This is a genomic window from Hyunsoonleella aquatilis (assembly GCF_014270105.1).
Taxonomy (GTDB): domain Bacteria; phylum Bacteroidota; class Bacteroidia; order Flavobacteriales; family Flavobacteriaceae; genus Jejuia; species Jejuia aquatilis.
Window position 1 is genome coordinate 379,942 of the sequence record NZ_JACNMF010000002.1, and the last position, 24,133, is coordinate 404,074.

Annotated in this window: 23 protein-coding genes, 1 tRNA gene and 1 pseudogene; 9 read left to right on the top strand and 16 right to left on the bottom strand. The window is 38.1% G+C overall.

Going from position 1 to position 24,133, the window contains the following annotated elements; genetic code table 11:
- Positions 1-12: 12 nt before the first annotated feature.
- Positions 13-480 carry a CBS domain-containing protein gene (locus tag H7U19_RS07090; RefSeq protein ID WP_186560654.1) on the top strand — a complete coding sequence of 156 codons (468 nt, stop codon included), beginning with the start codon at positions 13-15 and terminating at the stop codon, positions 478-480.
- Positions 481-482: 2 nt separating this feature from the next.
- Here the strand turns inward: H7U19_RS07090 and H7U19_RS07095 are convergent, their stop codons facing one another.
- The 8 genes and pseudogenes from H7U19_RS07095 to trxA all read right to left on the bottom strand — a co-directional run.
- Complete coding sequence (locus H7U19_RS07095; RefSeq protein WP_186560656.1) at positions 483-1,175, bottom strand: hypothetical protein; 693 nt, start codon at positions 1,173-1,175, stop codon at positions 483-485.
- Between the two features lie 56 nt (positions 1,176-1,231).
- Positions 1,232-1,582: a hypothetical protein gene (locus tag H7U19_RS07100; RefSeq protein WP_186560658.1), complete on the bottom strand. Its 351-nt coding sequence runs from the start codon at positions 1,580-1,582 to the stop codon at positions 1,232-1,234.
- Between the two features lie 17 nt (positions 1,583-1,599).
- Positions 1,600-2,109 carry a DinB family protein gene (locus tag H7U19_RS07105; RefSeq protein ID WP_186560660.1) on the bottom strand — a complete coding sequence of 170 codons (510 nt, stop codon included), beginning with the start codon at positions 2,107-2,109 and terminating at the stop codon, positions 1,600-1,602.
- A gap of 326 nt (positions 2,110-2,435) precedes the next feature.
- A tRNA-Asp gene (locus tag H7U19_RS07110) sits at positions 2,436-2,509 on the bottom strand.
- A gap of 153 nt (positions 2,510-2,662) precedes the next feature.
- Positions 2,663-3,592, bottom strand: a complete 930-nt coding sequence (locus H7U19_RS07115) for a DUF58 domain-containing protein (RefSeq protein WP_186560662.1) — start codon at positions 3,590-3,592, stop codon at positions 2,663-2,665.
- Positions 3,592-6,159: a M1 family metallopeptidase gene (locus tag H7U19_RS07120; protein ID WP_186560664.1), complete on the bottom strand. Its 2,568-nt coding sequence runs from the start codon at positions 6,157-6,159 to the stop codon at positions 3,592-3,594. Before H7U19_RS07120 ends, H7U19_RS07115 begins: the two co-directional genes overlap by 1 nt.
- A 161-nt stretch (positions 6,160-6,320) precedes the next feature.
- Positions 6,321-6,860 carry a ClpP family protease gene (locus H7U19_RS07125; RefSeq protein WP_186560666.1) on the bottom strand — a complete coding sequence of 180 codons (540 nt, stop codon included), beginning with the start codon at positions 6,858-6,860 and terminating at the stop codon, positions 6,321-6,323.
- Positions 6,861-6,942: 82 nt separating this feature from the next.
- A pseudogene (trxA, locus tag H7U19_RS07130) lies at positions 6,943-7,278 on the bottom strand (thioredoxin); the annotation flags it as partial.
- 448 nt (positions 7,279-7,726) lie between these two features.
- Here trxA and H7U19_RS07135 point away from each other — a divergent pair.
- Together H7U19_RS07135 and H7U19_RS07140 are read left to right on the top strand one after the other, a co-directional pair.
- Positions 7,727-8,158: an SRPBCC family protein gene (locus tag H7U19_RS07135; RefSeq protein ID WP_186560670.1), complete on the top strand. Its 432-nt coding sequence runs from the start codon at positions 7,727-7,729 to the stop codon at positions 8,156-8,158.
- On the top strand, positions 8,148-8,471 hold the full coding sequence (locus H7U19_RS07140) for an ArsR/SmtB family transcription factor (protein WP_186560672.1): 324 nt from the start codon (positions 8,148-8,150) through the stop codon (positions 8,469-8,471). The genes H7U19_RS07135 and H7U19_RS07140 overlap by 11 nt, the downstream gene beginning before the upstream one ends.
- Positions 8,472-8,473: 2 nt before the next feature.
- Here the strand turns inward: H7U19_RS07140 and H7U19_RS07145 are convergent, their stop codons facing one another.
- Both H7U19_RS07145 and H7U19_RS07150 read right to left on the bottom strand, forming a co-directional pair.
- A complete protein-coding gene (locus tag H7U19_RS07145; protein ID WP_186560674.1) occupies positions 8,474-9,205 on the bottom strand; it encodes a LytR/AlgR family response regulator transcription factor in 732 nt (243 codons plus the stop codon).
- The gene (locus H7U19_RS07150) at positions 9,195-10,295 is read right to left on the bottom strand and encodes a sensor histidine kinase (protein ID WP_186560676.1); all 1,101 of its coding nucleotides are present in this window, start codon (positions 10,293-10,295) and stop codon (positions 9,195-9,197) included. Before H7U19_RS07150 ends, H7U19_RS07145 begins: the two co-directional genes overlap by 11 nt.
- Before the next feature lie 239 nt (positions 10,296-10,534).
- Here H7U19_RS07150 and H7U19_RS07155 point away from each other — a divergent pair, with 239 nt between their 5' ends.
- Entirely contained in the window at positions 10,535-11,656 is a 1,122-nt protein-coding gene (locus H7U19_RS07155) for a serine hydrolase domain-containing protein (protein WP_186560678.1), read from the top strand.
- 10 nt (positions 11,657-11,666) lie between these two features.
- A complete protein-coding gene (locus tag H7U19_RS07160) occupies positions 11,667-12,458 on the top strand; it encodes an alpha/beta fold hydrolase (protein WP_186560680.1) in 792 nt (263 codons plus the stop codon).
- A gap of 66 nt (positions 12,459-12,524) precedes the next feature.
- On the opposite strand, the gene H7U19_RS07165 is transcribed toward H7U19_RS07160, so the two are convergent.
- Positions 12,525-13,394, bottom strand: a complete 870-nt coding sequence (locus H7U19_RS07165; protein WP_186560682.1) for a hypothetical protein — start codon at positions 13,392-13,394, stop codon at positions 12,525-12,527.
- A 147-nt stretch (positions 13,395-13,541) separates the two neighbouring features.
- Here H7U19_RS07165 and H7U19_RS07170 point away from each other — a divergent pair, with 147 nt between their 5' ends.
- Positions 13,542-13,775, top strand: a complete 234-nt coding sequence (locus H7U19_RS07170; RefSeq protein WP_186560684.1) for a thioredoxin family protein — start codon at positions 13,542-13,544, stop codon at positions 13,773-13,775.
- A 64-nt stretch (positions 13,776-13,839) separates the two neighbouring features.
- Positions 13,840-14,445: a MarR family winged helix-turn-helix transcriptional regulator gene (locus H7U19_RS07175; protein WP_186560686.1), complete on the top strand. Its 606-nt coding sequence runs from the start codon at positions 13,840-13,842 to the stop codon at positions 14,443-14,445.
- Between the two features lie 7 nt (positions 14,446-14,452).
- On the opposite strand, the gene H7U19_RS07180 is transcribed toward H7U19_RS07175, so the two are convergent.
- From H7U19_RS07180 to H7U19_RS07195, 4 genes are all read right to left on the bottom strand, one after another.
- Positions 14,453-15,604, bottom strand: a complete 1,152-nt coding sequence (locus H7U19_RS07180; protein ID WP_186560688.1) for a serine hydrolase domain-containing protein — start codon at positions 15,602-15,604, stop codon at positions 14,453-14,455.
- Position 15,605: 1 nt separating this feature from the next.
- On the bottom strand, positions 15,606-19,991 hold the full coding sequence (gene dnaE, locus H7U19_RS07185) for a DNA polymerase III subunit alpha (protein WP_186560690.1): 4,386 nt from the start codon (positions 19,989-19,991) through the stop codon (positions 15,606-15,608).
- Positions 19,992-20,176: 185 nt separating this feature from the next.
- Positions 20,177-20,923, bottom strand: coding sequence for a LuxR C-terminal-related transcriptional regulator (locus tag H7U19_RS07190; RefSeq protein ID WP_186560699.1), 747 nt, complete (start codon positions 20,921-20,923; stop codon positions 20,177-20,179).
- Between the two features lie 349 nt (positions 20,924-21,272).
- The gene (locus tag H7U19_RS07195; protein ID WP_186560701.1) at positions 21,273-21,722 is read right to left on the bottom strand and encodes a ferritin-like domain-containing protein; all 450 of its coding nucleotides are present in this window, start codon (positions 21,720-21,722) and stop codon (positions 21,273-21,275) included.
- A gap of 449 nt (positions 21,723-22,171) precedes the next feature.
- Here H7U19_RS07195 and H7U19_RS07200 point away from each other — a divergent pair, with 449 nt between their 5' ends.
- Together H7U19_RS07200 and rimM are read left to right on the top strand one after the other, a co-directional pair.
- Complete coding sequence (locus H7U19_RS07200) at positions 22,172-22,690, top strand: 30S ribosomal protein S16 (protein ID WP_186560703.1); 519 nt, start codon at positions 22,172-22,174, stop codon at positions 22,688-22,690.
- Between the two features lie 175 nt (positions 22,691-22,865).
- Complete coding sequence (gene rimM / locus H7U19_RS07205) at positions 22,866-23,390, top strand: ribosome maturation factor RimM (RefSeq protein ID WP_186560705.1); 525 nt, start codon at positions 22,866-22,868, stop codon at positions 23,388-23,390.
- 70 nt (positions 23,391-23,460) lie between these two features.
- Here rimM and H7U19_RS07210 read toward each other — a convergent pair whose 3' ends face one another.
- On the bottom strand, positions 23,461-23,910 hold the full coding sequence (locus tag H7U19_RS07210; protein WP_186560707.1) for a PA2169 family four-helix-bundle protein: 450 nt from the start codon (positions 23,908-23,910) through the stop codon (positions 23,461-23,463).
- Between the last annotated feature and the right edge of the window lie 223 nt (positions 23,911-24,133).

The following is a 24,133-nucleotide window of genomic DNA, read 5'->3' on the forward strand; positions in this document are numbered from 1 at the left end:
AACATCAAGATTATGGCAATTAAAAGTTTTCAAGGGGCGAGAAGACAACAGAACAATGCTGGCAATGATATCCCCTTAAAAGTAAGTGACTACATGACTAGGGATTTGATAACATTTACCCCTGACCAAACTATAGAGGAGGTAATGCAGACCCTCATTACCAACCGTATTTCGGGAGGACCGGTAGTAAACGATAAGTACGAGCTCATCGGTATCATTTCCGAAGGCGACTGTATTAAGGAGATTAGCGAAAGTAGGTATTACAACATGCCGATGCACGACAAGACTATTGAACGGTTTGTCACGCCCAATGTGGACACCATTGACGGGAATATGAATATTTTTGATGCGGCCAATGAGTTTTTAAAGGCAAAACACCGCCGTTTCCCCATTGTGGAAAATGGTAAATTAGTGGGGCAAATTAGCCAAAAGGACGTACTAAAGGCGGCAATGAAATTGAAGGGCCAAACTTGGAAGTAAGCTTATAAACGACTTCCTCGTTGTACTTTTGCTGACGGCAAATCCGTAATAATCAATTTTTGTTTACCGGTGCTTTCCAAGGTTGCAATTTTGGAATAATTGTAGCCTGAAATAGTAGCGTCCACTGCTTTCCATTTGGCAATACCGCCTACGGTAACGGTTTCGCCTACTTCAAGTATACGTTCGGCGTAGCGCAGGGTTTTATTGAACCCGAAAAAGTTTTCGCTGGCGATGTCAAATTGTTGCAACAATGCATCGAATTCTGGCGTGGGGTCATTTAAAAAACCTGACGATACTTTTTTGTCGGCAACAAAATAGCTCATAAAATTCTTTGGGAATTTGACAGGTTTCACCATGACTACTTCTCCATTTTGCTCCACAAAAAAATCCTGAATGTCCTGTTTCTCGACCAAGGTTTTCCAATAGGAATTTTTCCCTGAACTCTTTTTCTGCTGAATTTTAAATTCAAAAGCTACACATTTTCGTTTGCTAAAAGGCGCCACAAATGGTTCGTGCACATGCAATACCTTGCCAGTTAGTTTTGTGGGTTCGTTGGTTCTAAACTGCAAAATTGGTTTGGCCTTTAATTTGGACAATTGTCTTAAAACCTTTTGCTTTTTATTGAAATAATAGGAAAGAATACCAATGGTTGCAATAATGGCAACAAGTAATAAGGGGATAAGGAATGCTTGCATTAATATATGGATGGTTGCTAAATAAGTAGCTTTTTAGACGGAATAGTTACAACATCTCAGCTCTTGCGTTTTACCAAAGCGTAGTAGTCCCCCTCAATTGGCAAATACCCCTGATCATAAACAAAATAATAAATTTTACCAGCCTTGGTAGTATAAATACTTGTGAAATAATTGAAATCGAAACCTGCTTCAATAAGCGTTGCCCGGGATCTGGTTACCTTCCCATCGGGGTTTAGGGATTCTAATATCCGGTGGTTTTTGCGCAGGCGGTTATTGGTATTTCTTATCAGATTTTTACTGTCCTTGTTTACCCGATTGTTATAAGCATTTCTGCACCCGTCGCTACAGAATTTTTTATCGATGCGTCCAACGATTTTATCACCGCACTCCAAACATTGTTTTTCCATTAGTTACTAAAGTGTATTTACCAGTTACCGGCATAGCTCAAGTCTATATCAGAAGATGATTTTAAAAGTTCAAATTTATATCCAAGGATTTGTCGGATATGCAAATAGTCATGCGCCAACCAATTCCTGAGGAATAATTCAGCAGACAATTCGCCTAAATGCGGATGACGTAATGCCCGGCTCCAATCCGCATCGGTTTCCTGTTTAAGCCATCGCACAGATGCATCGCGTTCATTCAAAAACAATTTAAGCGTGTTATCATAATCTTTTGAACTATAGTTTCGTGTTTTTACCCATCCTTCGGGGTCTATTGGCACCAATTCCTTTTCAGGGTTTTCCAGAGCGTGTATCACTCTTGTCCTGAAATCATAAATTTCCTCGTCCAAAAGATGGCACACAATTTCCAAAAGGCACCATTTTTCAGGTTTTGGCCGCCATAAATACTGGGGTTCGGGAATTTCTTTCAGAAGATTTTTGAAAACATTTCTGTTGTTTTCGAGTTGGATTATGATTTTTCGGATTGCCATTTTAAAACTATTGACACGACAATTTATAAAAATATAAACATTTTGGTATCATTCCCTAGCAAAAAGAAGTTGTCTATTTTGATTCCTGTTTTTTTTAAGTAGATGCTATAGTAAATTTTGGTATTAATATGGAGAAAATGGTAAAACCTGCGACGGGAATAAAAATTAGATTTTAGCCAATAAAACTGGCACATCTTAATCAAAACAAAAAAGCTTCACAATTTTCTCTAAAGAAAAAAGGAAAGCTTCTCATTGGATCGCCCGTTATTATTGGGCTTTCACTACATCACATCTTTCGATGTGAACAACACAACTTTTTTAAGTTGCGGTCTGGACGGGACTCGAACCCGCGACCCCCTGCGTGACAGGCAGATATTCTAACCAACTGAACTACCAGACCGTTGCACAATTGCGAGGGCAAATATACACGCCTTTTTTTATATCTCAAATGTTTTTTATAGTTTTTTAAATTATTTTTTGAAGCCTTGGAAGCTAGAGTTTGAGTGGCGTTCCTCCCTTATGGGAGTCCCGATTGCTATCGGGAAGGTGGGGTTTACCCAAATTTTTGGCGTTCCACCATATACGTGGTCAAAACAGTATTGAAATCCTTATTGATATCCGCTTCAACATATTTGATTTTATACTGTGCGCATTTTAAGCGTAATGCTTCAAAATAATCACTGACTGCTTTGCTATAATTCTCTTTAATTGTATCAGCATACAAATTGATATGCTCTCCTGTTTCAACATCAATAAACCGCTTGGGGGTGTTATCAAAATCGAATTGCAATTCCTTTTCTTTATCAAAAACATGAAACAAAATCACTTCATGCTTATTGTATTTTAAATGCCGAAGTGCCTCAAATAACCTCACCTCGTCTTCTGCCGTTTGAAACATATCCGTAAATAGAAATATCATCGAACGCCTATGGATTTTTTCGGCGATTTCGTGTAGATATTTGTAAGTCTCTGTTTCTTTGTTTAGAGGCTTTGAAATTACGGCATCACTTAAATGGTTCAATAACATCTGATGGTGGCGTTCACTCCCCTTTTCCGGTGCATAATAATCATAAGCATCGCTATAAATACTCAACCCTACCGCATCGCGTTGTCGCTTTAAAATCTGCATTAAAGATGCCACAGCCAACACCGAGAATCCAATCTTATTTAGACTCTTAATCGAAAAATCCTCCATTTTTGGATAATGCATGGAACTGCTGTTATCTAAAATAAAATGACAACGCAAATTGGTTTCGTCGTCATATCTTTTTGTGTAAAGCTTATCAGTTTTGGCGAATAATTTCCAATCGATGTGGCGTGTGCTTTCACCACGATTATATATCTTATGCTCGGCAAATTCGGCAGAAAATCCATGAAACGGACTCTTGTGCATCCCCGCAATAAACCCCTCCACCACTTGCTTTGCCAGTAGTTCCAGGTTCTTAAATCCTTCTGCCTTATTTAATTCGCCTTGTAAATCCATTAGACCTTTTCTCTTATGCGTTTTGCCCTATACAATTTATCGGAAGCCTGCAGTAATTTATTTTTGAGCACTTCAGGAAAATTTGGGTTTTCCTTTAAAAAAGTCTCTAAAATGACATAAGCTTCCTCAGAACTATAACTTCCTATTGTAGCCGACAACCAACCTTTTGGGAAGAAGATATCCCCGGTTAATTGTATCTCTTCGGTCAGTTCCAAACATTGCTTCAAATAATTGATTGATGTTTTTTGGCGCAATGGATGGTTCAAATTGTACAGCCCAGATAATACCCAACTTTCTTTTTCACGATTTTCAGCTTTCATCAATGAAGCCATAAATCCATCCCGAATAGCTTCATTCCTCGAAACAGATGGTAACAAAAATTCGGCACGTTCCTTTCTATCAGGATTTGAAATATTTTCTATGGCCGTTTTCAAAATACTATCCGCTTGCTCATGTTCAAATAAGGCCAGGGTAAATGCTAATCCCGTATAATCATTCTCATTCAGTTTAAGGTTGGGCACCTCTATTTTCTTAGCCCAAATATCATGCAATACTTGGATTCCTTTTTCTGAATAACCCATTCCCTCAAATAAATAGAACAACGTTTTTTTTATATTTTTTGTGTCTTCTGATTTCAAAAGTCTTCTTCTCACCTTATTTTCAAACTGGGGAAACTCACCTACACGTTCCTTTTCAGACAAATAGTTCCAAAAAACAGAAGACGCATAGCCACTAACACTGCCCAATATCAATTCCTCCTTTTCATGAGAAACCCCTTCCAAAAGGATATTTAGAGCGTCTGTGGGTCGCACATTGCCAGCAAGTACATTTTCATATAAATTAATATAGGCATATCCCCTCGCGGCCTTATCTTCAATTTTAGGGATTGCCCATAAGTTTTGCGTATCAATAGGAAATACGCCATAGCCAAAGGCATCATAATTATAGATAATAGACTGCGGTTTGGGCAGGCCTACCAGCGCCTCAATATTTTGATTTCTATCTTTTAAATGAACTGGAACCACCTTTACAGTATGGGGATAAACCAAACCTATACTAAAACTTTGTGGCCAAATATTGGAGCTCCCATCTTCGGCCTTTTGATTGATAATGGCCTCTTTAATACTATCGTTTTCATACACAATACTATCAGAGATAATCGGCCTTCCCGATTCATACACCCAAACTTTGCTCCAAGCTTTTACATCTTCGTCGCTCACATCATCCAAAATGGCTACCATATCGCTCCAATCGGCGTTGCCATTGGCAAAGGTTTGAATATAGTTTTGCATCCCTTTTCTAAAGGCATCCTCTCCTACCAAGGCCTCCAGCTGTCGCATCATTATTGGGGCTTTATTATAAATAATGCGCCCGTAAATCGTACCTGCATTTTTTAAATTATCCAACTGCTGTTTGATGGGTGTGGCACCTTGCGTTCGATCTTCACTGTAGGCACTGGCATAATGCTCGCGCATAAAGTTAAGTTGATGGTTTACCTCTGGAAAAGTTTTCGCGGTGATTTTATCCGCCATAAAATTGGCAAACACCTCTTTCAACCAAACGTCGTCAAACCAATCCATGGTGACCAAATTTCCAAACCACATGTGCGCTGTTTCGTGCGCTATTAACTTGGCGCGCCCAAGCTCTTGGCTTTTAGTGGCATTCTCATCCAAAAACAAAGTGGGCTCTCTGTATTGAATGGCCCCAGTATGCTCCATACCTCCATATTGAAATCCGGGGATGGTTGCAAAATCCATTTTCTGAAAGGGAAATGGATACTGCGTGTAATCTTCCAAAAACTGTTTGGCCCCATAATGCAAAGTGAAAATTTCATCTGTGCTCGCAGTGATTTTATCTTCGTCCGTTTCCCGATACAGCATGGCCATTTCAAAGCCCTCGAATTCCTGTTTCGTTTTATTGAAATCCCCGGCTACAAATGAGAATAGATAGGTACTCATCAAGTCCGATGGCTTAAATTTGTATCTAATAATTTCACCTTTTTCTTCTTGAGTTTCCAATGGCGCACCACACAAAACCTGCCATGTTTTTGGGGCCGTAATGTCCAAAACATATCGGGCTTTGATATTCGGTTGATCAAAACAGGGGAAAAGCGTACTGGCCCTATCCGGCACCAAAAGTGTATAGAGGTATTCAGTATTTCTGTTCAAAGAAAGCTCTCCGGCATCAAAGCTAACCTCAACTACATTTTCGCCAACGGTCAAATGTTTTGGGTCAATAATAAGATGTTCTTTTTCATGAAGGATGGGGATGTAGTTGCCATTCACAGCAACGGCTTTCAAATGGTCGCTGTCTTCGTTAAAATCCAAATACAGAGGGTGGGTCAGGTCGTGAATTTGTAGTTCCAATTTCATTGCTGAAGGAATCGGTTGTGACTTCTCCAAAGGAATATCAAACGTCAAATGATACACCACATCCGACACCTGTTCCTTTCTATATTGAGCCATTTCCGATGGAATCCCCACACCCAATAAGATTTGCTTTTCCTGTTCATTTGTACAGGAAAACAGTAGCAATACTCCCAAAATAAAAATACACGGCTTAAACATAAATTAATTCCTAAATTGACGAAGCCTGTCTGTTTGAGCCCTTCGACTCCGCTCAAGATAAACTAAAGTCGAAACCTAATGAAAAACTGAACTTTTACGACCTTTCGTCCCGATAACTATCGGGAGCGCTCAAGGTGACATTTCTATATGCTTAAAGCAAATTATATCATCTTGTCCACAATACCATAAGCCACAGACTCCTCTGCACCCATCCAATGGTCGCGGTTAAAATCCTTCATCACCTTTTCAAAAGTCTGCCCACAATTATCAGCTAAAATTTGGGCACTCAGTTCTTTAGTCTTCAAAATCTCCTGAGCTGTAATCTCAATATCGCTAGCTTGCCCACGGGCGCCGCCACTAGGTTGGTGAATCATCACGCGGGCGTGTGGTTGAATAAAGCGCTTACCTTTTGTACCCGCCGATAACAAAATAGACCCCATGGAAGCCGCCAACCCCGTACAAATCGTGGACACATCACTCTTTAAGGATTGTATGGTATCGTACATTGCAAACCCAGAGGTTACATAGCCCCCTGGACTGTTAATATATAAATGAATATCAGCTGTTTCCAACGCATCCAAATACAACAACCTATCAATGACATGTTTTGCAGAATTGTCATTTACCATACCCCACAAAAATACTTTGCGTTGTTCAATTAATTTGCCGTCAATGGCATCTTGCACTTTATTTTTACTCATTTTAGTCTTATTTATTAAACATCTAAAATAAAAAAAGGTTCACCATCCGGCAAACCTTTTTCCTCTTCTTTTCTTTTTCTATTTACAGAAGCGAATCAATCGCCTCCGTGTATGCATTTTTAGGCGCAACACCAACTTGTCTGCCAACAACCTCACCGTTTTGAAATACCAAAACAGTTGGGATGTTACGCACACCGTATTTGGCTGCAAATTCCTGGTTAGCATCAACGTCTACCTTACCAACAACGGCTTTACCTTCATATTCGTCGCTAATCTGTTCAATTACCGGCCCAACCATTCTACAAGGCCCACACCAAGCTGCCCAAAAATCCACCAAAACCGGCTTATCACTGTTCAAAACCGTTTCCTCAAACGTTGCATCTGTTATCTCTAATGCCATAATATATGTATTTAATAAGTTCTTATTTCGTTTAAATTACAAACTTAGTCAAAATATTTTCCAAAGCTTACAAACGCACAATTTGTTTTGCTTATAACGGCATCACTTCGCCTTATTTCTGTTTTAATTTGGGCGTTTCCCTCGATGTAATTTCAGAACGTTTCATGTCAAAGCCGTCCTCGGGTCGGGCTATCCGCTGTATCTTTTTAAGGCGTCATTGCGAGGAGTGAGCGACGTGGCAATCTTTAACATTATAACCCAAACTAACCATAGTCCTTTCTTCCCTTAAAAAGGATGCCACTTCTATCCCTAACGCACCACTCTTGCGGAGGCCTTATCTAACCCCTCCATTAGGGGAAGTCTGCAGGGGCTTTTTTTAAATACGCAACTAAAAAGTTGCATAATATGAAAATTTAGTTTAATTTAGCAACCACAAAGTTGCATATTAATCTAAAAGTGAATAAAAATGAAAGATGTCATTAAAAAAGAAGTCCTATTTAATCACGCTATAGAAAAAGTTTGGGACGCCATTTCAAAAGCCGAAGAAATCTCGACCTGGTTTATCCGGGCCGACTTTAAAGCCGAAAAAGGCTATAAATACACCTTTACCGCTGAGCCTAACGAAAAAGGCTGTACAGTCATCAGCGGAGAGGTCAAAAATGCCAACCCTTATACCCTGGTATACACTTGGATTGTAGCCGACACTAAAGTGGAAACCACCGTAAAATGGGATTTGGAAACTGTCGAACAAGGCACCAAGCTTACTTTAGAACATTCAGGCATTTCAAATTATGCCGGCGAAACAGCAGTGGCCATGTTCGAAAGTTTTAATGGCGGTTGGGACAACTGCATCAACGGTTTAACGAGTTATTTAAAAGCCGAAGTGAATGCAGGATAAAATCACCAAATTATTTAAAGCTATTGCAGATCCAACAAGGCGTGATATTTTTCAAGCCTTGGTGATCGCCACCTCAGCCCTATCCATTACCCAAATTTCAAATCAGTTCGACATGACCCGACAGGGGGTCACTAAACATATTAAAACTTTGGAGGAAGCGGGATTAGTGTATATTGAGGCGCAAGGTCGCGAACGTTTTTGCAACGCCAACCCCAAAGAACTGCAGGAAGTGAATAAATGGTTAAAGTTTTACGAGCAATTCTGGGATGATAAACTGAACAAATTAGGGGATTACTTGGACACTAAAGTTTAGGTTTACTTTTTCAAAATTTTGTTGCGTGTCAAAATATCTAAAACCTCATTTTTTTTATTTCTACTTACAGGGATTTTATGTTGAGATATTATGATTTGATTGCCACTAATTGCCTGAACTTTGTCCAATGGAATAACATAAGATTTGTGTACCTGATAAAATCTATTATCGGGCAAAAGTGTAAATACATTTTTTAACGGAACCAGTACAACATGATTAGTAGTTAGGGTATAAATCCTAATATAGTTTTGCATCCCTTCAATAAACAGTATATCGTCGTGGTTTATTTTCACGAGTTCATGGTCAACTTTTACAAACAAATAATCTTGCTCTTCTTTTTTCTCTTTTGATGTAACAGGTATTTCCAATTTGGGAGTTTCAAAAACTTTGTATGCTTTATTACACGCTTGCAAAAAACGCTCAAAAGAAATTGGCTTTACCAAATAATCTATCACATCAAACGCAAAACTTTCAAGGGCATACTCTGAATAAGCCGTAGTAAAAATAACTTTGGGCGGATTTGATAACGATTTTAAAAAATCCATTCCCGAAATCAAAGGCATTTCTATATCCAAAAACACCAAGTCAATCGTTTCTGTTTTTAAAAGTGTATTGGCTTGCATAGCATTAATGCACAATCCTTTTAGGTCTAAAAAATCGATAGCTTCAACATACTTTTTTAGGCCTTTCCGAGCAAGGGACTCATCATCTACTATAATGCAATTAATCTTCATTTAAATTAAGTATTAAATTAACCGAAAACTCATTATCGGATGCATCAATATCCAACTGGTGCCTTTCATTAGGATACAATAATTGCAAACGCCTTTTTACATTTTCCAAACCTATGCCCCCCTTACTATCTTTTTGGGTTTTAAACATAGTATCAAAACTATTAACTAATTTCATATTTAACACACCCTTGTTTGAAATGGATAAATCCAAATCGATAAAATTCATATTCCGCTTGGAATGATGACTCAAATATTTAAACGCATTTTCTAAAAAAGGAGTAATTAACAATGGTGCAATTTTGTAGTTTTTCAGTTCGCTATCATCGCTAACACTCGGTAAATTAAACGTAAATACAGCATCTTCCCCTTTTCTAACTTCTTCAATATTTATATAATTATTGATATAATTCAATTCTTTTTCAACAGAAATAAAATTCACACCACAATCGTATAATTGGTATCTCAATAACCCAGAAAATTGTAGTAGGGTGTTTTTCGCCATATCGTTATCCTCTCCAATTAAATGGTATATACTATTAATTCCATTAAACAAAAAGTGAGGATTAATTTGAGCCTTTAAAAAATCCAATTCAGATTGTAGTTTATCTTTTTCCAGTTGATTTTTTTGTTTTTCGGCAATTAACCAATCCTTTGGTAAACGAAATGCAAATGCTAATATCCAACAAATACAATTGGGCAGTAAGGCTGAAACAAAAACCATAAAATACCATAAAAGGATAGACTGAATTGTACCCGCTTCAAATTGTTCTTTTGAAAGTTCATAATTCTTAAATACTAAATAAAGAATGTCTATGAAGGTCTCTAAAAATGAAACTCCTAAGACCAAAGCGATTGAAACAAACCAATAGCGCAATCTTTTACCTTTTCCAAAAAACGACGGGATAAGCTTATAAACATTATAGTAAAAAACAAATGCACTTAAAGCCAAACCATAAGCTAAAGGAATAATTAACGAACCTTGTTTTCTATCAAAAGCACCCCACTCTAAATCTAAAGTTTCCGAATTTAATAGTAGAGCAAATACTAGCCAAACTAGAAAATGGACAACTACTTTTCGAGAATTTTTCATATTCAGACTTTAATCTTTTTAAAGATATTTATTATTCGAATAGGTGTACAAATTACACCTCAAATAAATTGAAATAAAATTCTATTTACCAAATGCGGTGTATCGCTGACCAAATGCAAAAAATAAAGAATTCGTCATAAAATTACCATTGGTCAACTCAAACATACACATTGTAAATAAACTTTTTAAAGCAGGTATAAGCGCTATTCCTTTGTATCAAATTCTAAAACTTAATTACGATGAAAACACTTATCCTATCTACACTAATCATCATGTTTACCTGCATAACAAGCTGTACTAAAGATGATGACACCAACCCTTCTCCAAACTTAGAAATAGGCGTTTCGGGAGACGGTTTATTACCAGTTCATACTCAAAATATTATTGATGAATCTGGTGTTCCGGCTATTTCTGGTATGAGCATAAAATCTGGAAATATATTAGAAAGCGTTGAACTTGGTTTGCAAAAATTTGACGGTTCAAATCCTATTTTACCCAACAGTAAATGGCATATTGGCTCTATAACAAAATCTATGACCGCAACGCTTACTGGGATTTTAATAGAGAACAATTATTTAAGTTGGAACACTAAAATTGGAGACATCACTACAGAAGGCTATCTGGAAGACTATCAAAATGTAACAATTCTGGAGTTATTATCCATGACAGCTGGTATTACCGCAGAAGATTATCCGGTTAATCCTTCTGATTCAAGGTCTGTTTCTGAAATAAGGCAAGAATGGGCTATTACTGCTTTAAATTTACCTAAAAGCAACTCTGGAGAATTTGTTTATAGCAACAGTAGCTATGTTATTGTGGGGGTTATGCTAGAACTCATTATGGAAGATACTTGGGAAAATCTAATTACAATCCATTTATTCAATCCATTAAACATGAATGATACTGGATTTGGTGCTCCAGGCAATTCAGGAAATGGAAATCAGCCTTGGGGGCACAGACATACTGGCAACTCATGGACCCCTAAAAACCCAACAGACATTTATTCCGACAATCCGAAAGCTTTAGGGCCTGCAGGAACAGTGCACACAACGCTTCAGGATATGGCAAAATACGTTAATCTGCATTTGGGAAAAACCAATTTAATTTCAAACGAAACTTTGGACATACTTCATTCTGAAGTAAATAATTCAGGATATGCTTTAGGCTGGAATGTAACGCCTCATGGAATAACCCATGCTGGAAGCAACACAAATTTCTTTGCACAACTGTATATAAATCTTGATGCTGAATTTGCAAATTTTAGCGTCACTAATTCCTATGATTTGGATGCTCAAATTAGTGTTCCGGCAGTACAAGGTTTAATGTCAGTCCTTGGTCAGCGCCATGAAAATTCACTTTAATCACAAACACATGACACGTTTAGCAACACTTTTAACAGTATTAATAGTGGCACTGCTTACCAGTTGTGCCACTTCAAAAAGCGCAAGACAAGACAATGGAAATACTTTGGAATATGCTTTAAAAGGAAATGGTTCTCCAACAATTGTTTTTGAATCAGGAATGGGCCAATCATTAGATACTTGGAACAAGATTTTTGATTCATTGTCTCAGCACAATAGAGTTTATGCATACAACAGACCTGGCTATTCAAATAGTACAAATAACAAACTCCCTAATTCCGTTCAAGAAGTTGCCCAGCAATTACGGGAAAACTTAAAAAAAGAAAACATTGAGCCTCCTTACATTTTAGTAGGTCATTCATTAGGCGGTTTGTTTATCAATATGTATGCCCGTCTTTATCCAGATGAAGTGGCTGGGGTTGTTTTTATTGATGCTTCACATCCTGAACAATTTGAATATTTTAAAAATGAGCAAAAATTACTCTACAATATGCTTATTTCATCAACTAAAATGGGGAAAAGACAATATGAGTTTGATATAATAACCTCTGCTCTTTCAAGCTTTAGGGGCGCTCCTGAATTTCCAAATATTCCTATTACTGTTCTAACAGCAGGCAAAAAATCTTCTCCTTTAGAGACGCAAGAGCTTCGTGAAAAATGGTTAGAATTTCAATCCGATTTGGTTGATTTGTCTAGTAAAAGTTCACAAATAATTGTCGAAGAAAGTGGGCATTATATTCATAAAAAGACCCCTTGTTTAGTAATATCAGAAATATTAAAATTGGCCAGTAATCAAATATGAACCAAAAAAAAAAATCGCCACCCAATTCAATTAGGTGACGATTTTTAAGTGAGGGCACACTTAAAACTATTTCTTTCTTCTTTTTCTTAGGGTGATTTCTGTTATCGTGCCATCAGGGGCTGTTTTCGTCGCCACATTGTCGCAAGTACCATCACCATAATCTATAATTGTAGTGCCTTCTGCTCTAGTATATTCTTTAACTCCAGAAGCAATGTATCTACATTCAGCTGGTTTCACTAGTGGCGTTGTGATTTCAACAGTAAAGGTCTTAGCTTCAGCATTGGTATAAGTGGAAGACCCTGTAATGGTTTTTTCATCATCAAACCAAAAATAGGTATCGCCTCCAGCGGTGATTTCAACAGTTCTGTTACCAACCTTAGTTGCTGTACCAGCTTCTGTTTCAACAGTTATATCAACCGATCCAGACATTTCTGGGTTACCATTTTCATTTTCTTCTGTAAACACATATTGCTTCGTGCCGTTTACTACGCGTCCATTAATGGTTACGTCGGTAAAGGTTACGGTTCTTGTTCTGGAACCATCCGCCTTTTCTCGTACTTTGGTAATAGTGCCGGTAATAGAGTTTCCATCTTTATCTTCGCATTCACCCGTAAATACAATGGTTGTTGTGATGGTAGTGTCCGTTTCTTCTACTGTAATATCAGCACATTCTCTAAAAAAACCTGATTTCCCTCGTTTATCAGTACGCTCACCTTTAGAGGTAGTGGATTTTGATGTACTTGATGCGTTAACTCCAAATGCGCTTTCAGAGTATAAAACGACATTATCTAAAACAGCTTCGGTTTCTTCAATAATAACTTCGGCATCAACAGCAAGTTCTGCGGAAGTATTTAAATCGTCTTGGGGCGTCTCCTCTGTATTACATGCAACGAAGAAAAGACTAACTAAAATTGTTAAGCTTAAAATTTTTCTCATGGTAATTAATTATAATTTGTCCTATTTATAAATAGAACAGGCCAACTTTAAAAGTTCCTACCTCTTTAAATGTTAAAATTGATAAATAATTTTTTTAGTTAGGATTCCTTACTATATTTGTATTCTAATTTTTAAACATTCAAAATCATGAGTAAATCCATTTTTTATCACGCAGGGTGTCCTGTTTGTATTAGTGCAGAACATGACATTATTGAACTTATCGGAAAAGAAAACGTAGACATTGTTCACTTTGGCGAAGATGCATCCAGAATTCCAGAGGCTGAAAATGCCGGAGTTAAATCCGTACCTGCCTTAGTAACGCCAACAGGCAATGTATTGCACATCAACTTTGGAGCTTCAATGGCAGATGTAAAAGTTTAGTCTTGCTTTTAATAGTTAGGATTACTAACTTAGTCCCGCCAAAAAAGGCGGGGCATTTTTAATTATGAGCGACAGTATTTTTAATCCCAATCATCAAGAAAACGACATTCAAAGCAAAATTGTTGCTGGACTGGAACGCATTTCCGAAGCATTTAAGGTTTTGCTTTGGGAAAAGGCAAAATTATTGGGCTTGAGTCCCATTCAAATTCAAATTCTCATCTTTATCAACTATCACAAATTAGAGTTCTGCAATGTGAGTCACTTGGCCAAGGAATTTAATGTGACGAAACCCACCATTAGTGATGCGGTGAGAGTTTTGCTAAAAAAAGAATTAATTGAAAAAGTGTTCTCTTCCTCCGATAGCCGTAGCTATGCCATTCAATTATCCGGTTCGGGAAAGGATATTGTAGCCCAAACAGAAAATTTTGCTCAACCCTTAAAAATTCAATTGGACGGCTTGGGCGACAAAGACTTGGAACAAACTTTTAAAACTCTAAGTCAATTAATTTTCAAACTGAATAAAATTGGAGTTTTAACTGTGCAACGCACTTGTTATGCCTGCAAGTTTTATCAGAAAAACGGACAACACCACTACTGTAATTTATTGGAAAAGGAATTGCAACATTCAGAGATTCGAGTGGATTGCCCTGAGTTTGAAATTTCAAATTAACCCTTCTTTATTCTAGGTCTTTTAATACTTTTAAATAAGATGCTGTTAAATCAACCCTTAGATATCTTTTATCCCTTTCCAGTACAAAAACAGAAATTGTAGTATTCAATTCCGGAAAATGGTTGACAATGGTGCCCCAATATCCATTATGTCCATAACCCTTTAAACCATTAAAGTCATACGGGGAAATCCCAAAAAAATAATCCCACTCCTTTGGTTGCTTTGTTTCAACTTCTGTAAATAAGAGTTGCACTGTTTCAGGGTCGTCAAAAACCTTATGATTGAAAACACCATGCAAAAACACAGCCAAATCTTTAGTAGTTGAAGCCAACCCTCCTCCACCGTATAGATCGAAGGAATGGTCCAGGCTATAGCTATTCACCCCTTCTTCAGAAGAATACTGATAGGCCAATGGAAGCACATTTTCAGGGTACTGCTCCAAAGATGAAAACCAAGTAGCATCCAAATGTAATTGATCAAATTTTAAGAGCTCGCGCATCGCGACATAAAACTCCTGACCCGTTAAAGTCTCAATGATTTCAGACGCCAGAAGATAATTGGTATCCGAATATGAAAATACTTCTCCCGGTTTGCCCAGTGGTTCACCCTCCGATATAGCCAATTCGATCTGCTCATCTCGTGTCCATCTGTAATTTGGTTGCGTTGCAATAAATTCGAAAAATTTTTCAGAACCCGCATAATCAAATAAACCGCCGGTGTGTGTCAACAAGTGTTTCAACGAAATATCGTTTGGTCGATACCCGTCGGCTTCCAAAAGCTGTTTGGACTTTTTTGAAATGTAATGTTCAATTTTACTGTCCAATTCAACTTTTCCCTGCTCCGCCAATCTTAATATCGCCACTGCGACATAAGTTTTAGTATTGCTTGCAATTAAAACAGGCTGATCCCTTTGAAGCACAACTTTGGTTACTGAATCTGCAACACCCACCGCTCCACTCCAAGAAATATTTTTTCCGGGAGCTTCTATGTGGGCCATTAGCCCCACACAACCTTTGTTGGCATTATATACCGAATCCAATATGGACTGGAAAAGATCCGCTTTTGATTCTGATTTTGGAATACTCTTTTGGTTTTTGCACCCAATCACGGCTAAGAAAACAATGCCGTAAAACATCAAGAATCTAACTTTTATAACCATATTAATTCAACTTAAACCGAACATCCCGATCCGTCAATTCATTCAGTAGTTCCTGGCACACCTTCACCTTTTGTTTACGACTGGGCATAGACAGTTTCATTTTCTCTCGGTTGTCGTACACCACAAAATTCAAGGCTTGATTTCCGGGGTGCAGGTGCAATAATTCTTTTAGCACTATGATTTTTTGGTCGCTCAAATCATTAATATCCAATTGAATGGATAATTTTTTAGCATAACTCTCCATCACGTCGTGCAACAGTTGGAAATTATTAAACTGTAGTCTCGGGTCACCCTTTTTTCCCGTTTCCTTATTTGTCCAACCTTCGCGTACAAAGGTTTTTACAAACACAAAATTGTTCTGCATCAAGAAATGCCTGAACTTTAAATATTCTTCACCAAAAATCCTGAATTCGTAGCTGTCATTGTAATCTTCAACCGTAAACAATGCCCAACCTTTGCCCTGTTTACTCACACGATGTTGAACATCCGTCACTACGCCACCAAAGGTCAATTCACGGTTCACGTAAGGCTCTAAATTATTGAACATCCCAACACTGGCATTACAAAAGGTATCCATTTCGGTATTGAAATCATCCAAAGGATGCCCCGAAATATAAACCCCAACCACTTCCCTTTCCTTGCTGAGCTTTTCCATAGTACCCCATTCCTCGCAAGGTGGTACTTGTGGCTCTGGAATTTGCACATCACTACTTTCCCCAAACAAACTGACCTGAGCCGAGTTTTCATTTTCCTTATACTTTTGCGCATATTTAATGGCTTTTTCCAAAAAGGTAATTCCATCTCCATCATCATGGAAATACTGTGCGCGATGGGTATCCCCCAAACCATCAAAACCTCCGGCAAGGGCCAAGTTTTCAAAAGCCTTCTTATTGGCCGCACGTAAATCGATACGTTTGGCCAAATCAAAAATGGATTTATAGTGCCCGTCTTTTTTGCGATTCTCCACAATGGTCATTACCGCACCGTGGCCTACCCCTTTTATAGCCCCCATTCCGAATCGGACCGCGCCATCTTTGTTTACGGAGAATTTATAGTAACTCTCGTTAACATCCGGCCCTAATACATCCAATTTCATCCGTTTACATTCTTCCATAAAAAAGGTGACCTGCTTGATGTCGTTCATGTTGTTGGACAGTACCGCTGCCATATATTCCGCCGGGTAATGGGCTTTTAAATACGCCGTTTGATAGGCTATCCAAGCATAACAGGTGGAGTGTGATTTGTTAAACGCATAACTCGCAAAGGCCTCCCAGTCCTTCCAAACCTTTTCAAGCACCTTGGCGTCGTGTCCGTTAGCACTGGCCTGTTCGATAAACTTAGGTTTCATTTTCGCCAAAACGGCTATCTGCTTTTTACCCATGGCCTTTCGGAGGACATCGGCCTCACCCTTGGTAAAATCCGCCAGCTTTTGAGACAGCAACATCACCTGCTCCTGATACACTGTAATCCCATAGGTTTCTTGAAGGTATTCCTCCATGGCAGGTAAATCGTATTGAATCTCTTCATCTCCATGCTTTCTTCGAACGAAACTTGGAATATATTCCATCGGCCCCGGGCGATACAAAGCGTTCATTGCAATCAAATCTTCAAAAACGGTTGGCTTTAAATCGCGAAGGTGTTTTTGCATCCCGGGGGATTCGTATTGGAACACCCCAACGGTTTCACCTCTTTGGAACAATTGATAGGTTTTTTCATCATCCAGAGGAAAAGATTCTGGGTCAAGCTGAATACCATGTTTTGCCTTAACGATTTTAACGGTATCCTTAATTAAAGTCAAGGTTTTTAACCCAAGAAAATCCATTTTTAACAACCCTGCAGATTCCACCACCGAGTTATCAAATTGGGTAACGTACAAATCGGAATCTTTTGCTGTGGCTACAGGAACGAATTTGGTGATATCATCCGGCGTGATAATCACACCACAGGCATGGATTCCCGTATTCCGTACCGAACCTTCTAATGTTCTAGCTGTGTTTACGGTTTTGGCCTCCAGCCCCCCACCTTCGGAAATGTTCAGTAGCTCGTTGATTTTTTCAACATCCTCAGCCCTAAACTTCTTTCCGAGTTCTTTTTCATCCAAACCAAAAATCTTATTTAGTTTAGACATATTTGGAATTAGTTTGGCTAATCTATCCGCTTCAAATAACGGTAAATCCAGCACCCGTGCCGTATCCCGAATGGAGGATTTTGCTGCCATTGTACCATATGTGATGATTTGGGCAACTTGGTTAGCTCCGTATTTTTCAATCACATAATCCATGACACGACCACGGCCTTCGTCATCAAAATCGATATCGATATCTGGCATACTGATACGATCTGGATTCAAAAAACGCTCAAAAAGCAGATCGTACTTCAACGGGTCGATATTTGTAATCCATAGGCAATAGGCCGCCACAGAACCTGCCGCCGAACCACGTCCTGGTCCTACCGACACATCCATATTTCGTGCCTCGCGGATAAAGTCTTCCACAATCAAGAAATAGCCCGGATAACCGGTGTTTTCAATTACATTTAATTCGAAATCGAGACGTTCCTTTACCTCTTCCGAAAGGGGTTCGCCGTATCGTTTTTTGGCTCCTTCATAAACCAAATGTTTCAGATAGGCATTCTCTCCTCGCTTACCGCCATCGGCTAAATCTTCTTCATGCTTGAATTCATCGGGAATATCAAAAGCAGGCAAAAGGACATCTCGAGCTAGCTGAAAAGCTTCCACCTTGTCCACCACTTCCTGAACATTCAAAATCGCCTCAGGAACATCGCGAAATAGGGCTTTCATTTCCTCGGAGGATTTGAAATAATATTCTTGATTTGGTAATCCATAGCGATACCCCCGTCCTCGACCAATGGGTGTAGCCTGTTTTTCACCGTCCTTTACACACAACAAAATATCATGCGCATTCGCATCCTCTTGACTTTTATAATACGTGTTGTTGGTCGCAATTAGTTTGACATCATGCTTTTTGGCCAGCTTTATCAATGTTGGGTTTACCCGATTTTCATCCTCCTGATTGTGGCGCATAAGCTCCACATATAAATCTTCCCCAAACTCGTTTTTCCACCAAATGAGTGCTTCTTCGGCTTGACTTTCGCCAATGTTTAAGACTTTGCTTGGCACTTCACCATATAAATTCCCGGTCAATACAATTAGGTCTTCTTTGTATTGTTGAATCAACTTTTTATCGATTCGAGGCAAATAGTAAAACCCGTCCACAAAGGCGTGGGACGACAGTTTTGCCAGATTGTGGTAGCCATTTTTATTTTTCGCCAACAGGACAATTTGATAGCCATTATCCTTTCGGGTTTTATCGGTATGGTCTTCGCAAACAAAAAACTCACAACCTACGATAGGCTTAATTAGTTTTGCATCGGTAGCTTCACCTTTTTCTTCAGCTTCGGCAATTTTATCTTTGATACCACTATTAACGCGATTGACAGCATTCACAAAGTGAAAAGCCCCCATCATGTTGGCATGGTCTGTCAATGCCACCGCCGGCATATGATGTTCTGCCGCCGCATTCACCAAATCTGCAACGCTCATAGTGGATTGCAATACTGAGAATTGCGAATGGTTGTGCAAATGGACAAAATCAACATCAGCTAAATCCGATGCGTTTTGTTTGATATCTTCCGAAGAAATTGCAGACTTTGCTTTTTCAATACGCTCCCTGATTTTGGCACTTTCCTTTTTAAGGTTGATGTGCTTTAAACCGATAGTTTGAATCGTTCCGGGATTGGCCTCCTTGAAATTCTGGAAATAATCAGGCTCAACATCCAATTGGTTTTTGGTGTACTCACCCAAACGCACCAATTCCAAAAAGCAACGCGTTGTAGCCTCTACATCCGCCGTAGCGTTATGCGCTTCGGCAAAAGGAGCATTGAATAAATGCTCGTGCAATTCCGTCAGTGTGGGCAATTTAAATTTGCCATATCGTCCACCCGGAATTTGACACAACTGGGCAGTATGTTCTGTACAGGTATCCAAAACGGGCAATTCCTGCAAATTGTTTTCTAAACTTTCCCGGACAAACTCTGCGCCCATGATGTTCAAATCAAACTTCAAATTCTGCCCAACGACAAATTTCGTTTTACCTAAAACTTCGTTGAACTTTTCCAACACCTCCGCCAAAGGCACACCTTTTTCTTGAGCCAATTCCGTAGAAATACCGTGAATTTTTTCGGCATCATAAGGGATATTAAACCCATCGGGTTGTATCAAATAATCCTGATGACCAATGCAATTCCCCATGGCATCGTGCAACTGCCATGCAATTTGAATACATCTTGGCCAGTTGTCAACATCGGTAATCTGCGCATCCCAGCGCTTAGGCAAACCCGTGGTTTCAGTATCGAAAATTAAATACATACGAAATGATTATGCGTTGATTCGTTTAATCGTGGATTCGAGAAAAACGAGCATATAAAAATAGGTAGAATTTCTACTTTTCTAAAGGGGAGTTATGAAGAGTTGTGAACAAACTAGTTTTGACCGGTTTCGCATTAATAACTTTTGAAAGCATGCACAAAATGAAGTATGGCTTTTCATATCGTCTAAATTATTCCGTTTTTAATGCAAAAAGACATAAGCTCATGTGTACTATGACATCGGCTCTTTTTGAATATATTTTTTCTGTGCGTGGAAACCGTGTGGTAACTAATATTCAACTTTCTTCCAATTTGCCTGCTATTGAACCCTTTATGGATCAAACCAATAATTTGTTTTTCCCGAGAAGTAAAAAAATCCACGAACTCATTTCGTATCGAATTATTGAAATCTTCAACATTAATCCCGTCCAAATGAATATCCCATTCTACTTTGTCGTTATTACTAATAAAAGAAATATCGGTGAGTAAAGAAAAATTACTCACCAACCGCCCCTGACTGTCAATTTCATAGGCCGTTGAACGTCTTAAAACTTTCAAATACGAGCCGTCTTTCTTTTTTAACCTATAGGTCAGATTAAGAAATGGGCGTTCTCCCGAAACATTCTCTCTTACACTTTGTTCAACAGCCCCTTTTACGATACGATTAACGAACTTTGCATCATCAGGATGCAAATATTTTAGGACTAAATCAAAAACAAAGTCTTTTTCTGTATACCCAAGCATTTCTTCAACACCCCTCAAATATGTCATTTTTAAGGTTTGCCAATCCATGACATACAGGCATTGCTTCCCTTTAATCAAAGGGATGTTTTTTATGCCTTCGAAACAAAGCTTCCTAGATTTCACCCCTTGCAATTCGTCAGAAACGTCAGCAATAAACTCGGAAATATCAATACCATAATCTGGCACCATACTTTTAATTTAAATATTAAAACATGTAGTTTTTAAAGGGTATCTGTTGAACCTTTGAAGCCTTAAAACAACTCAAAAAATGCTCCCATCCCTCTTCATTGATATATTAGCTATGGAAAATTACTAAAAAAAACTTCAAACAAAAAAAGTGCCCCACACCAAACGGCGAGGAAGCACTTCGCTAAATTCTCCCTAAGAACTAATTAATAGCGGGGTAAAACTACAAACCACATGAGTAACATAAAATACCTAATATTGGGTATTTTGAATCTCGTATAAAGTAAAAAAAGAACAGCCCTCCCAATATAATCGGGAGGACTGCTACCTACTTAACCTAAATAATGTCTATTTATGACACTAATTCTTCGTGTACTTTTACAGAATTAATAGTAGCTTGAATGGCACTTTTTTGCTTAAACAGCAATGCATCGATACTCGCTGGAAGATTTCTTTCTTTCAGTATATCGTAGTACGCATCTAAACTTTTTTCTTCACCACGGATAACTTCTTCAATTATTGCAACCTCATCATTTGAGGAGAATAAGGTTTTCAGATCCATCCAGTTTCTGTGTACTAAACCTTTAAAACTGCCGGAGTCCTTTGGTTCCTCTCCAAATCTTCGAATTTCCGTCTTAATTTCGCTGGCAAATTCTGCACGCTCAGACGCCATTCTATCAAAAAACTGCTTTAACGTATGGCTGTCTACATTTTCAGCAGCGCTTCTATAGCCTTTTTCAGCGTCATAATTCTTGATTAACAATTCATTTAAATTTTTTGAAATCTTTTCAGTGTACTTCATATTATCATTTTCATTTTTAAATTTCAATAATTTCTTTTAAGATGCTTATTGTTTCACATCTATCGATAACAGTATAACAGATACGAAGGGCAATGTCAAGTTTTTTAACAGTTTTTAGCAGTATTCATAGGACTTTAACAGTTAAGGCTTTTCGTGTTAACATTTAAAGAACGGTAGTAGTTAAAGTGGAATGCAAAATAAAAAACACTTTAGTTAATACCGGATGTCCACAGAACTATAACTAAAATTTTATTGACGGCTAAAAAGAATAACAATATTTCAGTCTTTAAAACCATCAATTCAAACCAACGGGCTTTCTTTCTTGATATAAAAACACCTCATCCTGTTTGTTTATTATTTTAGGGAAAACACTGGTAATTAAGAAATAATCAATTATATTTGCGCCCTCATTAATAACCGAGGTCGGGAACCTCAAACAATTAATTATTATGCCAGTAAAAATTAGATTACAAAGACACGGTAAAAAAGGGAAACCTTATTATTGGATCGTAGCAGCAGATGCACGATCAAAAAGAGATGGTAGATACCTAGAAAAATTGGGTGCCTACAATCCAAACACGAACCCTGCAACAGTAGAACTTGACGTTGACGGTGCTGTAAAGTGGCTACAAAATGGTGCGCAACCAACCGATACGGCCAGAACTCTTTTATCTTACAAAGGTGCTTTATTGAAAAATCATTTAGCAGGTGGAGTAACAAAAGGGGCTTTGACCGAAGAGCAGGCTGAGGAAAAATTCAAAGCTTGGCTAGATGAAAAAGAAGCTAAAATCCAAGCGAAAGCTGACGGACTATCTGAAGCAGAAGCCAAAGCCAAAGCTGAAGCATTGGCCGCTGAAAAAGCAGTTAACGAAGCAAGAGTTGCTGCAGCTGTTCCTGTTGCTGAAGAAGACGCTACTGAGGATGATGCTCCTGTTGCGGAAGCTGAAGCATCAAACGAAGAAGAATAGAAATTTATTTTTTTATACTTTTAGTCCCGCCCTTTGGCGGGATTTTTTTATACAAAAAGATTTCCTTTTGTGTCATCCTGCCCCGATAACTTTCGGGATTGTTTCAGGATCTCACTTTAGAATTATGTTTATGAGATGCTGAAATAAATTCAGCATGACAAACCATTAATTTGTCATGAAAAAAGAAGATTGCTTTTACCTAGGTAAGATCGTAAAAAAATACAGTTTTAAAGGCGAGGTTTTAGCAAAATTAGACACCGACCAGCCAGAACTTTATGAAAATTTGGACGCCATTTTTTTAGAACTGCGCAATAATCTGGTACCATTTTTTGTGGAGCATTCGCAACTGCATAAATCAGAATTGTTGCGATTGAAGTTTGAAGATGTGGACACCGAAGCAGATGCTGATTCTATTCTTAAAAGCGAACTATACTTACCTTTAGAACTTCTCCCAAAATTGGAAGGCAATAAATTCTACTTTCATGAAATTATCGGCTTCACCATAGTGGATAAAAATTTTGGTGAAGTGGGCGTTGTAAAGTCGGTTAACGATACCACGGCCCAAGCTCTTTTTGAAGTGGACAGAAACGGTCTTGAAATTCTTATCCCCATGAACGACAAGTTTATCAAGAAGGTGGATAGAGAAAATAAAAACATTGTTGTTGAAACCCCAGAAGGTCTCATCGATTTGTATTTATAATTCTCTTTTTTCAAAATAAAAAAGCCAACCCGAATTAGGCCAGCTTATTATCGACAAGTCTGTCAAACTTTTATGCCACTAAGGCTTCCTTTACTTCAATGGTGTTTATCGTTTTTTGCATTTTATCCCTTTGCTCAATAAGCACTTTGCATACAGACAAGGGCAAGTGCCTTTCCTGTAAAACAACGTTGTAAGCTCCAATAGTCAATTGCTCAATATTGCTTACTTGTTGCAATAATTCAATATCCTCTTCTTTTCCAATCATGCTTTTGATTTTCATCAAAATACGTTTGTACATTCTACCTACTCCCTTATATTCCACAGGCTCAAAACCAAAATTTTCTATTTCACCTCTAAGCACCCTATTGAATTCGTTACGCACAAAACCAGCGTTTCTAAAAAAGGTTTTCAAACTTTCACCTTGAACATGCCTAAGCACTTCGTGGTATATCTCTTCAACCTCGTAATTTAAATGCAATAAGCTATTCAAATGTGCCATATTTTTTTCTAAATGTCTCATATTCAAAGTTTTTATAAATTAAACATATCAACAGAGATACTATTTAATATACGCCCAAAAGTGGAAAACCGTATATTTACCCTAGCGTTTTTAACATTTTTTAGCACTATTTATGACATTTTAACGAGGTAAATGTTAAAAACTACCCATTAACAGGACTTCAACTTATCAGTACTGATCCCCAAAAAAAAAAAAAGCACCCAATACATGTGTATTGAGTGCC

Coding starts and splice junctions, on each gene's coding strand:
- H7U19_RS07180 (WP_186560688.1), bottom strand. CDS start 15,604: ATGGTTATAAAAGTTAGATTCTTGATGTTTTACGGCATTGTTTTCTTA.
- H7U19_RS07125 (WP_186560666.1), bottom strand. CDS start 6,860: ATGAGTAAAAATAAAGTGCAAGATGCCATTGACGGCAAATTAATTGAA.
- H7U19_RS07200 (WP_186560703.1), top strand. CDS start 22,172: ATGCCAGTAAAAATTAGATTACAAAGACACGGTAAAAAAGGGAAACCT.
- H7U19_RS07150 (WP_186560676.1), bottom strand. CDS start 10,295: ATGAAAAATTCTCGAAAAGTAGTTGTCCATTTTCTAGTTTGGCTAGTA.
- H7U19_RS07100 (WP_186560658.1), bottom strand. CDS start 1,582: ATGGAAAAACAATGTTTGGAGTGCGGTGATAAAATCGTTGGACGCATC.
- H7U19_RS07145 (WP_186560674.1), bottom strand. CDS start 9,205: ATGAAGATTAATTGCATTATAGTAGATGATGAGTCCCTTGCTCGGAAA.
- H7U19_RS07115 (WP_186560662.1), bottom strand. CDS start 3,592: ATGGATTTACAAGGCGAATTAAATAAGGCAGAAGGATTTAAGAACCTG.
- H7U19_RS07175 (WP_186560686.1), top strand. CDS start 13,840: ATGAGCGACAGTATTTTTAATCCCAATCATCAAGAAAACGACATTCAA.
- H7U19_RS07160 (WP_186560680.1), top strand. CDS start 11,667: ATGACACGTTTAGCAACACTTTTAACAGTATTAATAGTGGCACTGCTT.
- H7U19_RS07095 (WP_186560656.1), bottom strand. CDS start 1,175: ATGCAAGCATTCCTTATCCCCTTATTACTTGTTGCCATTATTGCAACC.
- H7U19_RS07190 (WP_186560699.1), bottom strand. CDS start 20,923: ATGGTGCCAGATTATGGTATTGATATTTCCGAGTTTATTGCTGACGTT.
- H7U19_RS07165 (WP_186560682.1), bottom strand. CDS start 13,394: ATGAGAAAAATTTTAAGCTTAACAATTTTAGTTAGTCTTTTCTTCGTT.
- rimM (WP_186560705.1), top strand. CDS start 22,866: ATGAAAAAAGAAGATTGCTTTTACCTAGGTAAGATCGTAAAAAAATAC.
- H7U19_RS07140 (WP_186560672.1), top strand. CDS start 8,148: ATGCAGGATAAAATCACCAAATTATTTAAAGCTATTGCAGATCCAACA.
- H7U19_RS07105 (WP_186560660.1), bottom strand. CDS start 2,109: ATGGCAATCCGAAAAATCATAATCCAACTCGAAAACAACAGAAATGTT.
- H7U19_RS07155 (WP_186560678.1), top strand. CDS start 10,535: ATGAAAACACTTATCCTATCTACACTAATCATCATGTTTACCTGCATA.
- H7U19_RS07135 (WP_186560670.1), top strand. CDS start 7,727: ATGAAAGATGTCATTAAAAAAGAAGTCCTATTTAATCACGCTATAGAA.
- H7U19_RS07210 (WP_186560707.1), bottom strand. CDS start 23,910: ATGAGACATTTAGAAAAAAATATGGCACATTTGAATAGCTTATTGCAT.
- H7U19_RS07170 (WP_186560684.1), top strand. CDS start 13,542: ATGAGTAAATCCATTTTTTATCACGCAGGGTGTCCTGTTTGTATTAGT.
- H7U19_RS07090 (WP_186560654.1), top strand. CDS start 13: ATGGCAATTAAAAGTTTTCAAGGGGCGAGAAGACAACAGAACAATGCT.
- H7U19_RS07120 (WP_186560664.1), bottom strand. CDS start 6,159: ATGTTTAAGCCGTGTATTTTTATTTTGGGAGTATTGCTACTGTTTTCC.
- dnaE (WP_186560690.1), bottom strand. CDS start 19,991: ATGTATTTAATTTTCGATACTGAAACCACGGGTTTGCCTAAGCGCTGG.
- H7U19_RS07195 (WP_186560701.1), bottom strand. CDS start 21,722: ATGAAGTACACTGAAAAGATTTCAAAAAATTTAAATGAATTGTTAATC.